Genomic DNA, 13,974 nt, shown 5'->3' on the forward strand with positions numbered 1-13,974 from the left:
TGTGCAGGCTCAGTTTGATTGCAGCACGGCTGCGCATTGTTTCGGCAGATCCGTGAGGGTGTAGTCGCGCCGGGGCTTGGGCGCCGGGGCATTGGGATCAACCGGCTTTGGCGGGGCGGGATGCAAAATGTCATCGACCCATTTCTGCGCCGCGTCACAGCCATCACCGCGCGGTGGGCGATCCTGATCAACGCAGCCGCGCGCGCCCTTGGGGCAGGCCAGGCGGACGTGGAAATGATAGTGATGCCCCCACCAGGGGCGGATTTTGCGCAGCCAGCGGCGGTCGCCTGTGGCGTCTTTGCACATCTGTACCTTGGCACCGGGAAAGACAAAAATGCGCGCCACGCGTTTGTCCTGTGCGGCGGCCTTGATGATCTCGTGATGGGCGCGGGTCCAGTCTGAATTCACATAGGCGCCGTTGTCGCGCCGCATCGAGATGGAAGAGATCTTTTCGCGCTGGGCCCGGCTGTAGGTCAGCTTGTCCGCCGGGCGCATCCAGATATCAATATCCAGCCCCACCTGATGGCTGCGGTGCCCTGAGGTCATCGGGCCGCCACGGGGTTGGCTGATATCACCAATATAGAGCCCGTTCCAGCCGGGCTGGCTGGCGGCAAATTGGCTGAGCTTTTCGATAAAGCTGATGGTTTCGGGATGGCCCCAGTTGCGGTTGCGGCTAAGCCGCATGGCCTGCCAGGTTGCTCCGGTTTCCGGCAGTTGCACCGCGCCGGCGACGCAGCCCTTGGCGTAGGAGCCATAGGGCGCGGGCGCCTGTTGCGATGCCGCATCCTGGGCGCCAAACAGCTGCTTGGCCGGGGTGGCGGCGCTGGCGCCACTGAGCGCTGCAAAGACGAAACAAAAACTCGCTACAAGCAGTCTCAAACCTGATCTCCTTCTGCCTTGACCCGGTACAAAATGATCAATCCGAGGATGAACAGAAAGATCACCGGGCTAATGCCCAATCGTGCGCTACCTGTCCAGGTTGTGGCAACCCCAATCAGCGCCGGGGCCAGAAATGCGGTGGCGCGTCCCGACAAACCATACAGCCCAAAGCTCTCGGTTGCCTTTGCAGGGTTGGTATGACGCACCATCAGGCTGCGGCTGGCGGCCTGCAAGATTCCGCCGAAACCGCCGATCAGCATGCCGCAGCCAAAGAAGACTGCATCCGGCAGCTTGGACCCTTCGGCCAGCGGCACGCCAAAGAGCGACTCACGCGACATATTGACGACGATGATGCAGACCAGAGTGAGCACCAGAATCGCAGCGACGATAACTGGTTTGGGGCCATAGCGTTTGTCAGCCATGCCGCCGACCCAGCTAAAGGCGGCGGCGGCAATAGCCGAGATGATCCCAAAGGCTGCAATATATAGGATCTCCCAGTCTAGCACCAGATTGGCATAGACACCGCCGAAGCCATAAAGCCCGTTGAGCGCATCCCGGTAAAGCATCGACGAGCCAAGATAGTTCGCCAGGCTAAAGCGGTGCCGTAGGGCCTTGATTGATGACACCACCAGGGACACGGACTGCTTTAGCGTGCCACGTTTGCCAGTATGGGCATCATCCTTCACCCAGAGAAAATAGGGCACCATAAAGACGATAAACCAAAGAGCCGTAAGGGGGCCAACGACACGTCGATCTTCACTTGTTTCGGGGTCGAGACCAAAAGCAGGTGCTAGACCGGCAACGGTTTTGCCTTCTTTAAATTCCAAGAAAAAAAACAACATGATGAAGAGCGCAATCACACCGCCCAGATAGCCAAAGGCAAATCCGGACCCTGAGATCGCCCCGACATCGTCCTTGCCGCCGAGGCTGGGCAGCTGTGAATTTGCAAAAATGAGGGCGAATTCAGCCCCGATGAAACCAAATCCAAAGGTCACCAACATCCACCAAAGGTTGCTGCCGGCGGGATCCGAATACCAGATCCCCCAGGCGCCAAGCACATACATCAGCGAAAAGCCGATCAGCCAGGGCCGTTTGCGCCCGGAAATATCCGCCAGTGCCCCGATGAAAGGCGCACCAAAGCCGATCATCAGCCCGGTCACGGTCATACCAACCGCCCAAAGCGTTTGGGCCTTGGCCTCTGCTGCGGCGTCACTCAGGCCTAGTGTCAAATAGTAATGTTCGGCGACCTCCGAGAAGAAGGGGCTGAAAATAAAGGTCACCAGAAGCGTGTGATAGGGCTGGCTGGCCCAGTCAAAGAACCACCAGCCCCAAATGCGCTTGCGCGCTGAAATATTGCTCATCCTGTCCCCACATTTTTGTTATGTGCGATAAGACAGACACATAGGCCGCTAGGCAAGGGCATCTTGCATTGGTGACCAGGTTGGCAGCCTGATTGGCGGCCAGATTGGCAACCTGGAGCGACCGGCCATGAGCGGGTCGTTGGATCAGGCGAACTAAGCGGAAACAGCGGTGGGGCACCTGCGGAATGTGCCCCTGGTGCCACCGATTAACCAATGGTCAACTGCAACCTCGCGGAAGCCTTGCACATGGGCACAGGGCTGCTTACCTGTAAGCCTGCTATTCCAAAGAGGTAAAGAATGCTCTCTCTGTTCCAAATTCTGCTGCTGATCCTGGACATCGTCTGGTTCTTCATCATTGCCCATGTGATCATGAGCTGGCTGATCAATTTCCAGGTGCTGAACCTGCAACAGCAACTGGTTGGCCAGATCTGGTATATGTTGCAGCGCATTCTCGAGCCGCTTTATGCCCCGGTGCGCCGCATTCTGCCCAATATGAGCGGCATCGATCTGGCGCCCCTGTTGGTGCTGATTGCGGTCTATGCGCTGCGCATCATCATCCAGAATAATATGATGGCCTTCTACTAGGCGCGACCAAACCGCCGCCGAATGCAATTTCAGCGGGCGAAGCCGAGTAAATGTGTAGGGGTGAAGCGGAAAGCTTTGCCCCTTTCGCTTGCCGCCCGAATCGACCTGTGGGATTGTAGCGCTCAAATCAGAGCAGCCGCCCCCAACGAGGTCCCACTTCATGACAGCCGCGCCAGCGACCCCCGAGACAGAGACCTCTGTCACTCCGCTATTGCGCGATATCTTTGGCTTTGATGCCTTTCGCCCCGGTCAGGAAGAGATCGTCGATGCGGTGACGCGCGGCGAGAACGTGCTGGCGATCATGCCCACGGGTGGCGGTAAATCGCTGTGCTTCCAGCTGCCCGCGCTGCAACGGGCGGGCATCACCGTGGTGATCTCGCCGCTGATTGCCCTGATGCGTGACCAAGTGCGCGCCCTGCAGGCGGTTGGCGTCAATGCCGGCGCGCTGACCTCTGGCAATACCGAGGAAGAGACCGAAGCCGTCTGGCAGGCCATCGAGGCGGGCGAGCTGAAGCTGTTGTATATGGCGCCCGAACGTCTGGCCTCGGGGTCGACCCTCAGCATGTTGCATCGCATCAATGTCAGCCTGATCGCGGTGGATGAGGCCCATTGCGTCAGCCAATGGGGCCATGATTTTCGCCCCGATTATCTGCGTATCGGCGAGCTGCGTCAGGCGCTGGACGTGCCCCTGGCTGCCTTTACCGCCACCGCCGATTCAGAAACCCGCGAAGAGATCGTGCGCAAGCTGTTTGACGGCCAGGCCCCGCGCAGCTTTCTGCGTGGCTTTGACCGACCCAATATTCATCTGGCCTTTGCTGCCAAGGATGGTCCACGGCGTCAGATCATGGAGTTTGCAGGGGCCCGCAAAGGGCAGTCTGGCATTGTCTACTGCGGCACCCGCGCCAAGACCGAAGACCTGGCCCGCGCCTTGCGCGATGCCGGTCACGCGGCCTGCCACTATCATGGCGGTATGGAGGCCGGGGAGCGCCGCGATGTGGAAACACGGTTTGCGCGCGAGGATGGTCTGATCGTGGTGGCCACCGTGGCCTTTGGCATGGGGATTGATAAGCCGGACATCCGCTGGGTGGCCCATGCGGATCTGCCCAAAAGCATTGAATCCTATTATCAGGAAATTGGCCGGGCTGGCCGTGACGGGGCGCCTGCTGAAACGCTGACGCTGTTTGGATCGGATGACATTCGCCTGCGGCGCAGCCAGATCGACGAGGGGCTGGCGCCACCGGAGCGTCGCGCCGCAGATCATGGGCGGCTCAATGCACTGCTGGGGCTGGCCGAGGCCCTGACCTGCCGCCGCCAGACGCTGCTGAAGTATTTTGAAGAAGCGTCAGAGCCCTGCGGCAATTGCGATCTTTGTGATAGCCCGGTGGAGGTCTTTGATGGCACCACGGCGGTGCGCAAGGCGCTGTCGGCTATTTTGCGCACCAATGAAACCTATGGCGCGGGCCATCTGATCGACATTCTGTTTGGCAATGAAACTGACCGGGTGCGCGAAAAAGGCCATGATGATCTGTCGGTCTTTGGCTGTGGCAAAGAATACAGCAAGCGCCAGTGGCAGGCGGTGTTCCGGCAAATGATGGGCCATGACCTGGTGCGCCCCGACCCCGAACGCCACGGCGCCCTGCGCATGACCGAGGCGGCCCTGCCGGTGCTGAAAGGCGACGCGCAGATCTCCCTGCGCAAAGACACCATCAAATCGGCGGAGCGCCGCCCGGCGGTCAAGATGCTGGTCTCGGAAGAAGACGCGCCGCTGCTGTCGGCGCTGAAGGCCAAGCGCCGGGCGCTGGCGGAGGCGCAGAAAGTGCCCGCCTATGTGGTCTTTAATGACAAGACGCTGATTGAGATGGCAGAAACCCGGCCCGCAACCCATGACCAGATGGCCAGGATTGGCGGTGTTGGTGCCAAAAAGCTGGAACGCTATGGGGATGAATTCCTGGAGGTGATCACCGGCGCGGTGGAGCAGTTGCACCCTCAGCGGCGCAAGCTGGCCACGCGGGCCGGGGCGGGCTCTACCTATGATGCCTTGATGGAAGCCCAGACCCAGCTTATCCGTGGCGATTGCGGCACCCTGAAACCGCTGAGCTGCCCGGCGGCACTGCTGGCGAAACTGACCCAGATGCGCCCGGAGGATGAACGCGGCATTGTGATGCTCCTGGGCGAACGCCGGGCTGAGAGATTCTTGCCCGCCTTTCTGGACGTTTTGCGCCAGACTGACTAAGTCTAGCGGGAAACAAAGCGGAAACAAAAGGAGCGCGCGATGCTGGTAGTGGTATCCCCGGCCAAAAAGCTGGATTGGTCGGATCGGGAACAAGAGATGACCTTTCCTGCTTTTCATAATGATGCCATCGCTCTGAATGCCGTGGCGCGTGGTCTGTCGGTGCCAGAGCTGATGAAGCTGATGCATATCAGCGAGGATCTGGCCAAGCTGAACCATGACCGGTTCCGCGATTTTGCCGCAGATCCGCAGGCCAAAGACCTGCGCCCTGCCGCGCTGGCCTTTGCCGGTGACACCTATCAGGGGCTGGAGGCCGCCTCGCTGGAGCCCGAAGAAATGGCCTGGGCACAGGATCATTTCCGCATTCTGTCCGGGCTTTATGGCCTGCTGCGGCCGCTGGACGCGCTGCAGCCCTACCGGCTGGAGATGGGGTCGCGGCTGAAAACCCCGCGCGGCAAAAACCTGTATGAATACTGGGGCAGCCAGATCGCCGAGGCGCTGAATGACCAGGCCGCAGAGGTTGGTGCCGAGCTCTTGGTGAACTGCGCCAGCCAGGAGTATTTTGGCGCCGTGGATCTCAAGGCGCTCAAACTTCAGGTGGTGACACCGGTCTTTATGGAAGACAAAAACGGCACCCCAAAGGTGGTCAGTTTTTATGCCAAACGTGCCCGCGGAGCGATGGCGCGGTTTGTGATTCAGAACCGGGTTTCCGAGGTGGCAGCCCTGCAGGAGTTTGACAGCGGCGGCTATGCCTATCAGCCACAGTTGTCAGAGCCGATGAAGCCGGTTTTCTTGCGCCACCAGGCGGAGTGAGACGCTGACCTGACCCTAGGCGGCTGAGATGACTTCGATGGGCTGAAACCCGTCCGAGGTATGTTGCAAAATACGCTCCAGGATAACCGCCTTGCGCAGGGGCTTGGTCAGGTAGTGATCCAGCCCGGCGGCAAGGATGCCATCGGAATCGCCGCTCATGGCATGGGCGGTGAGCGCAACGATCGGCACATGGCGCCCGGTTTGGGCTTCCAGCTTGCGGATCTCGCCGGTTGCCTCTTTGCCATCCATTTCCGGCATGGAAATATCCATAAAGATCAGATCTGGTTCAAAGGACTGGTACAGCGCGACGGCTTCGACGCCATTCTTGGCAAATTGCAGCTCGATGTTGAAATCTTTGACCATCTTGCGAAAAACCAGCTGGTTGGTCCTGTTGTCTTCTGCCGCTAGAATGCGCATCTGGCGCGCCCCGGAGCCGTCAGGGGCAGGCAACTGCGCGGCGGCATTGTCGGCTGCATAGGCCTCTTCCAGGGTTTGAGGCGGGCTGTCGATTTCTGCTATTATCCCCGTCAGATCCGTGGGTTGTGCCGCTTCCGCATTGGTCAGGGCCTGGTCCTTGAACAGCGCATTGCCGAGGCTTTCCAGCTTGGCAAAGAGTTCATTGCGCGGGGTGGGACGGGGCAGCAGCTCCACGTTGAGATTCCGGATGTCAGTTTCGGGGTATTCATGGGGATTGGTGCAGAGCATGAGCATTGGCAGGCTGGCCCATTTGCTTTGTCGCAATTGATGCGCCAGTTCCAGCCCGCCGCCACCGGCAATCGCATGGTCGGCCAGGATCAAATCGACGCCGATATTCATTTTTGACATGGCCCCAGAAACGCTGTCTGCGGTTGTTGTCTCTACGCCCAGCAGCATCAGCTGGCGTTGCAGGATTTCGCAGTTGAGGGTGGATTCGTCCACCAACATGATGTGGCGCAGGCTTTTCGGGAGCCTGGGGGTCGCGCAATGGGAGCCCTTGACGATGGGCAGGGGAATGCGGAAGCCAAAGCAGGAGCCTCGGCCTTCGTCACTTTCAACCCAGATTTCGCCTTCCATCAGTTCAATCAGGCGCCGCGAGATTGCCAGCCCCAGGCCGGTGCCTTCGAACTTGCGATTGCGTTCATCTTCGACCTGGTTGAATTCCCCAAACACGTGGTCGATTTTTTCTTCCGGGATGCCAATGCCGGTGTCTTCTATCATGCAATGCACCGCGCAGATGCCTTCCTCGGGGTCGGAGATTCCGGTTACCCGCAGGGTCACATGGCCCTCGCTGGTGAATTTCACCGCATTGCCGGCAAGATTGGTCAGCACCTGACGGATGCGCCCCGGATCGCCAACAAACTGCGTTGGCAGGAACAGGTCATAATCCACCAGGATCGAGAGCCCCTTGTCGCGTGCCGTGGGCTGCAACAGCATGACAATCTCGTGGATGCAGCGCTCCAGATCAAAGGCTTCTTCGTGCAGCACCAGTTTGTCGGCTTCGATCTTGGAGTAATCAAGCACATCATTGATGATCACCAGCAGCGCTTCGCCCGAGTTCTTGATCGTCGTGGCGTAGAGCTTTTGCTCGTCATTGAGCATGGTATCGTTCAGCAGTTCGGCCATGCCGACCACACCATTCATCGGGGTGCGGATTTCGTGGCTCATATTGGCCAGGAAGGCTGACTTGGCGCGGTTGGCAGCTTCGGCTCTTTCACGGGCGTTGCGCAGTTCTTCTTCGTAATGCACCGAAGAGGTGATATCGAGCGCCAGGCTCACCACATCGCCACCATGGCCCCGTTGGTCAAGGAGGCGCAGATAGCGATCATCCCACATTTGGATGATCACGGGTTCCGGCGACATCGACAACCAGCGTTCGCTCATCATTGCGCGCCAGTTGTCCGGCTTCAAATCGCCCGTGTTGACCAGCCCTTCGTCCGTCAGGATCTGCAAGATGCGCATGTAAGAGATGCCGGGTGCGACCTCTTCCAGCCCGTCAAAAATGTTGAAATAGGCCGTATTGGCACCGATGAGCTGGCTGTCGGCGTTGAAAAAGGCAAAGCCATCCTGAAAGGCCTGGATCGAATGCCAGAGCCGCCGCTCTGCTGTTTCGATCTTTTCATTGGCCATGCTCAGGTCTGATTTTACCTTGGCGTTTTCATCCCGCACGGTGGCCACTTCGGCCTGGGTCACACCAATCTGTTTGGTCAGAGCCAGGGCGTGGCGGCCAAGTTTGCGATTCGCAGCTGATAGTTCGGCCTGCTTGAGTTCAAGCAGGCGCTCTGCCGCCAGTCTTGCCCGGCGTTCTTCTGCAATTTTGTCAGCAAGGCTCATCCCTGCAGGCTCCAACAAATATAACAAACAGTTCCCCCAAAATATGGGGGGCGACAGTCGGGTGAAAATGTAAAGGTCTTGGCAACAGTCTTACGCGTGAACTTCTTGCTATGATGTTAAGCTCGTGCCAGCCTGTGTCTGATTTAGGAGGGCGCCATGCCAGTTTGCTTTATTGAACGGTTCACTTTTTTTCTTCACGGATTTTGCCAGCGTGTTCTCGGCTGGGTCGGGCGGTCTGGGCACAGCGACCCGCATCAGCGGCAGCTTGCGGCATCCGGCGCGCATATTGCGCTTGTGGCGCTCACTGGGTTTTCAATGGTTTTTGCATCTGCGGCGCAGGCTGATTCAGTCATCCCGCCCCAGCGCTATCAGGGCTTTATGGATACCGATTATTACGGTTCGGATCTGCAGGCGCTGTTTGATACTGATCTGGCCTCTTGTCAGGCGGCCTGTAGCGCCCAGGACAGCTGCGCTGGTTTTTCCTACAATACCCGTTCAAATGCCTGTTTTCCAAAGCAGGACATGCAGACGGCGTCGCAGTTCGTCGGGGCGATTTCGGCGCTGAAGCAGGTTCAACCGGCCGCTGTCTTGGCCCAGGGAGAGGCGCGCGCCAAGCGGTTGAGCGCCCTGCGGGCGGCGGATTGGACGCTGGCCTATCAGACTGCCGAAGAGATTGGCCGCCATTTCCCGTCTGAGGGCGCGGCCTTGGAAGATATGGTTGCGGCGGCGCAGATCCAGGCGCGGGGGGGCAATACCAAAGGCGCGCTGCGCTGGTTGGCACAGGCGGTTGCGCTGAGTGACGAGGCCGGGCTTTGGGCTGAATATTCCGCTGTGCTGTTGCGCCACAGCAATTCGCAAAGCGGCTCGCAGCGGGACACGCGGCAACAGGCGCTGGCGGCTGGCCTCAACGCCTATCTGCGTGCCTCCTCTGGTGAGGTTCAGGTCAACGGGCTGGTTGCAGCCGCGCGGGCGCTGGAGAAACTGGGCCGGGGGCGGGATATGCTGCCGCTGCTGCGGCTGGCCGAAGAGATCGCGCCGCGCCGGGATACCGCACGGCTGCTGGACATGATGATTGGAAAATACGGCTTTCACGTCACCGATAGCCGGGTGCAAAGCGACAGCGCCACGCCGCGTCTCTGCGTTGAGTTCTCCGAACCCCTGTTGCTGAGCGGCGTTGCCTATGAGGACTACCTGAAGCTGTCGGCGCCAGGAATCGTGGCTACGGCCGAGGGTCAGGAGCTCTGTATTGAGGGGCTGGAACATGGCCACCGCTACCAGCTGACCCTGCGCAGCGGGCTGCCTGCGGGCAATGGCGATGCGCTGATCAAGGATGTGGAGCTGACCCATTACATTGGGGATCGCAGCCCGGCCGTGCGTTTCCCGGGGCGGGCCTATGTCCTGGCCAAGACCGATCAGGCGGCGCTGCCGGTTGAAACCGTAAACCTGACGGAACTCACCCTGCAACTGCGCCGGGTCAGCGACCGGAACCTGTTGCGCAGCCTGCAAGAGGGGTATTTTGGGCGTCCGTTGTCGCAGTGGCAGGAGGAACATTTTGCCAGCGACATCGCCGAAGAGGTCTGGAGTGGCACGGCAGTGGTGCAAAGCACGCTGAACCAGGACATGACCACCCGTCTGCCCCTGGCCGAGGCCATTGCAGATCAGCCGGTGGGGATCTACGCGCTCTCGGCAAACTACAAGGGCGCCGACCCCTATGATGATCCCAATGCCACCCAGTGGTTTGTGCTGACCGATCTGGGGCTCAGCACGATGTCGGGCAGCGACGGATTACATGTGCAGGTGCAGGGGCTGTCTGATGCCAGGCCGCGCGCCGGGGTTGAGGTGACGCTGATCTCCAATGCCAATGCGGTGCTGGGCACAGCCACCAGCGATGCCACCGGCTATGCACATTTTGCACCCGGTCTGGCCCGTGGACGCGGCGGCGCCGCCGCAGCGATGATTCAGGCGCAGGTTACAGGCGCAGACGGGAGTGAGGATTTTGCCTTCCTGTCGTTGAAAGATGCCGCCTTTGATCTGTCGGATCGCGGCGTTGAGGGACGGCCCTCTCCCGGGCCTGTGGATGTCTTTTTGGCCACCGACCGTGGGGCCTATCGTGCCGGAGAAGCGATCCATGTCACGGCTCTGACCCGCGATGGCGCGGCGCAGGCGATCCAGGATCTGCCGCTGACCGCGATCCTCACCCGGCCTGACGGGGTGGAATACAGCCGCCATGTCTCGGCCGGGGGGGACATGGGGGGGCATGTCTTTGACCTGCCGGTCGGCAGCACTGCGCCACGGGGAACCTGGCGGCTCGAGATCAAGAGCGATGTAAAAGCGCCGGCCTTGGCCAGCCGTCAGATCCTGGTCGAAGATTTCATGCCCGAGCGTATTGATTTTGACCAAAGCATTGCCAATTCCGACAATCTGCGGCCGGGTGAGTTTGCCCAGCTGGATATCTCTGCGCGCTATCTGTTTGGCGCACCGGGGGCGGATCTTGGCATTGATGGGGATTTGCGCCTGCGCCCTGTCAGCACTCTGGCGAAATGGCCGGGCTATCACTTTGGCCGCTATGATGCGCCAAACGACAGCCAAAGGAACTATTTTGGCGGCGACAATACGGATGCCAGTGGCGCTGCCCGGATCACGGTGGAGCTGCCGTTGGTCGAGGCCACGGGGCAGCCCTTTGAGGCCTCGCTCACCACCCGGCTGACAGATGGATCGGGGCGCCCGGTTGAGCGCCGGATGGATCTGCCGGTCAGCCCCTCGGGGCCGATCCTGGGTATCAAACCGCTGTTTGACGAGGTGGTCGCCGAGGGAACCGAAGCCGGGTTTGAACTGGTGGCTCTGTCGCAGGATCTGCAGCCAATGCCAATGCGGGTCAAGTGGAGCCTGAACCGGATCGAGACCCGCTATCACTGGTATCAGCTTTATGGCAACTGGAACTGGGAGCGCAGCACCCGCCGCAAAAGCATCGCCACCGGCGAAGCCCTGCTGGGGGAGACGCCTGTCCTGCTGTCGACCCCCACCGACTGGGGCCGCTATGAACTGGTGGTTGAGCGGCTGGACGGCGCCTATGTCGAGGCGGCTTTGGATTTCTACGCAGGCTGGTATGCGCCTGCCGATGCCTCGGCCACGCCGGACCGGCTGGAGATGTCACTGGATGCCGACAGCTATCAGCCCGGCGATACCGCGCAGCTGCGGCTGGTGCCACAAAGCGCCGGCACGGCGCTGATCTCGGTGTTGTCCAACCGGGTCATCGAACGCCACGCGGTTGAGGTCGAGGCCGGCGAAGTGCTGGTGCCGCTCACGGTCACTCAGCAGTGGGGCAGTGGCGCCTATGTCACTGCAATGATGCTACAGCCGCTGACCGGCAAGACCAGCCGCACCCCAACCCGGGCGCTGGGGCTGGCTCATGCAACCATCACCCAGCCGGGACAAGAGCTCGAGGTCGCCATCGAGGTGCCCGAGGTGGCCCGCCCCCGCAGTACCGAGACCGCGCAGATCAAGGTCACCGGCGCCAAGCCGGGGGAACAGGTCTGGCTGACGGTGGCGGCGGTGGATCTTGGCATTCTCAACCTCACCGGGTTCAAAAGCCCGGATCCCAGCGCGCATTATCACGGTCAGCGCCGTCTGGGGATGGAGCTGCGCGATATTTACGGGCGGCTGATTGATCCGGGCAATGGGGCTCTGGGGCAGCTGCGTTCTGGTGGCGATGCCGATCGGGGCCTGCAGATGCAATCTCCGCCACCGACGCAGGATCTGGTGGCCTTCTTCTCTGGCGCCGTGCAGGTCGATACCAGCGGTATGGTTGCCTTCCCGATGGAGCTCCCGGCCTTTAACGGCACGGTACGGCTGATGGCCATGGCCTGGTCCGGGGCCGCAGTAGGCCAGGCTGAGGCCGATATGCTGGTGCGCGATCCGGTGGTGGTCACGGCCTCCCTGCCGCGCTTTCTGGCGCCTGGGGATCAAAGCCGGATCAATATCGAACTGGTGCACGCCGATGGCCCCGCCGGAGAGATGACCCTGCTGGCGCAGTCCCTGGGCGCGGGCATCACTCTGGGCAATCTGCCCGGCGTGGTGACCCTGGGCGAACAGGGCAAGGCGGTGTTGCAGCTGCCGGTCACGGCGACAGCTGTGGGGGATCCCGAGGTGGTGTTGTCGCTGATTACCCCGGATGGCAAACACCTGAGCCAGGTCTTGCGCCTGCCGGTGCGGGCCAATGATCCGGTGCTGGCCAGAACCCGCCGGTTCACCCTGAACAAAGGCCGCAGTTTTGAGCTGACGGAGGATGTCTTTGCCGGGCTCAGACCTGGCACTGCGCGGGCGGTTCTGTCGGCGGGACCACTGGCAAAATTTGACGTGCCGGGACTGCTCGAAAGCCTGGATCAATATCCCTATGGCTGCACCGAGCAGGTGACCTCCAAGGCGCTGCCGCTGCTCTATCTGTCCTCGGTGGCACAATCGCTGGGGTTGGGACGCGGGCCGCAGGTCAAGGACCGGATCCAATCGGCGATCCAGCGGGTGCTGACACGTCAGGCCAGCAATGGCGCCTTTGGTCTGTGGCGGGCCGAAAGTGGTGATTTCTGGTTGGATGCTTATGCCTCTGACTTCCTGTCGCGGGCGCGCAGGCAGGGCCATGAGGTCCCCGAAGCCGCCTTTGTGCGGGCGATGGACAATCTGCGCAACCGGCTGAACTACGCCTCTGATTTTGACGAAGGTGGCGAAGACGTGGCCTATGCGCTGCTGGTGCTGGCCCGCGAGGGCGCCGCCGCGATGGGGGATCTGCGCTACTATGCCGATGTAAAGGCCCGGGCCTTTGCCACCCCTCTGGCCGCCGCCCAGCTGGGCGCCGCGCTGGCGGCCTATGGCGATCAGCGGCGGGCTGACCGGATGTTTGCCCGCGCAGGCGAGCTGTTGCAGCGGGCCGAGCAGGAAGGGCCGGTCTGGCGGGCGGACTATGGCACCCAGCGCCGCGATGCGGCGGCGGTTCTGGCTTTGATCACCGAGGCGGGGTCTGATGTGATCAGCGCCGAGATGCTGAGCACCCGTGTCAGCGCGAACAGCAACCGGATGTCGACGCAGGAATCCGCTTGGGTGCTTTTGGCGGCGCATGCGCTGATCAAAAACCCCGAGAACTCGGGGATGTTGATCAACGGCCAGCCCTCAGAAGGGCCCTTTGTGCAGATAAGTGGCGGACAGAGCCTGCCAGACATGTCGATCACCAGTGCCAGTGGCGCGGCAACGGATCTCACCCTGACCACGCTGGGCGTGCCCGAGGTGCCACCAGCCGCTGGCGGTTATGGCTATTCGATCACCCGTAGCTATTACAGCCTGGAGGGGAAAGAGCTGGATGGCGGGGCCTTTGAGATCGGAGATCGCTTTGTCACCGTGCTGCGGGTCACGCCCCATGAGACCGTGGGGGCGCGGCTGATGATCAATGATCCGCTGGCCGCCGGGATCGAGATCGACAACCCCAATCTGTTGCGGTCGGGGGATCTGCGCGATCTTGCCTGGTTGGAACCCACCACAGCAGAACATGCCGAGTTCCGCAGTGACCGGTTCCTGGCGGCGATAGATCTGTCAGGGCGCAAGACCGCAACGCTGGCCTATATCAGCCGCGCGGTGACACCGGGGACCTTCCATCGCCCGGCTGCCCAGGTCGAGGACATGTATCGCCCCGCCTACCGTGCCCATACTGCTGCGGGCTCGGTTGTGATCCGGTGATCCGTCGTCGCGGTGCAAAGGCGCGCTTGGCCGCGCCTTTTGCCAGGCTGTTTGGCTGGCTCTCAGCCAGGCCTT

Annotated in this window: 7 protein-coding genes; 4 read left to right on the top strand and 3 right to left on the bottom strand. The window is 61.1% G+C overall.

Annotated features, from left to right (window positions below; all coding sequences use genetic code 11):
• Positions 1-9: 9 nt before the first annotated feature.
• Positions 10-879: a penicillin-insensitive murein endopeptidase gene (gene mepA / locus ARCT_RS0123830; protein WP_027242345.1), complete on the bottom strand. Its 870-nt coding sequence runs from the start codon at positions 877-879 to the stop codon at positions 10-12.
• Positions 876-2,240 carry an MFS transporter gene (locus tag ARCT_RS0123835; protein ID WP_027242346.1) on the bottom strand — a complete coding sequence of 455 codons (1,365 nt, stop codon included), beginning with the start codon at positions 2,238-2,240 and terminating at the stop codon, positions 876-878. Before ARCT_RS0123835 ends, mepA begins: the two co-directional genes overlap by 4 nt.
• Before the next feature lie 297 nt (positions 2,241-2,537).
• Here ARCT_RS0123835 and ARCT_RS0123840 point away from each other — a divergent pair, with 297 nt between their 5' ends.
• The 3 genes from ARCT_RS0123840 to yaaA all read left to right on the top strand — a co-directional run bounded on the left by ARCT_RS0123840 (position 2,538) and on the right by yaaA (position 5,868).
• A complete protein-coding gene (locus ARCT_RS0123840) occupies positions 2,538-2,825 on the top strand; it encodes a YggT family protein (protein WP_027242347.1) in 288 nt (95 codons plus the stop codon).
• 160 nt (positions 2,826-2,985) lie between these two features.
• Complete coding sequence (recQ, locus tag ARCT_RS0123845; RefSeq protein ID WP_027242348.1) at positions 2,986-5,058, top strand: DNA helicase RecQ; 2,073 nt, start codon at positions 2,986-2,988, stop codon at positions 5,056-5,058.
• Between the two features lie 39 nt (positions 5,059-5,097).
• Positions 5,098-5,868 (top strand): peroxide stress protein YaaA, encoded by a 771-nt coding sequence (gene yaaA / locus ARCT_RS0123850; RefSeq protein WP_027242349.1) that lies wholly within the window; start codon positions 5,098-5,100, stop codon positions 5,866-5,868.
• A 15-nt stretch (positions 5,869-5,883) separates the two neighbouring features.
• Here the strand turns inward: yaaA and ARCT_RS0123855 are convergent, their stop codons facing one another.
• A complete protein-coding gene (locus ARCT_RS0123855) occupies positions 5,884-8,178 on the bottom strand; it encodes a response regulator (RefSeq protein ID WP_036785386.1) in 2,295 nt (764 codons plus the stop codon).
• 315 nt (positions 8,179-8,493) lie between these two features.
• On the opposite strand from ARCT_RS0123855, the gene ARCT_RS0123860 reads away from it, so the two are divergent.
• Positions 8,494-13,899, top strand: coding sequence for an alpha-2-macroglobulin family protein (locus ARCT_RS0123860; protein WP_154665425.1), 5,406 nt, complete (start codon positions 8,494-8,496; stop codon positions 13,897-13,899).
• Positions 13,900-13,974 lie beyond the last annotated feature (75 nt).

It is taken from the genome of Pseudophaeobacter arcticus DSM 23566 (genome assembly GCF_000473205.1).
Taxonomy (GTDB): Bacteria; Pseudomonadota; Alphaproteobacteria; order Rhodobacterales; family Rhodobacteraceae; genus Pseudophaeobacter; species Pseudophaeobacter arcticus.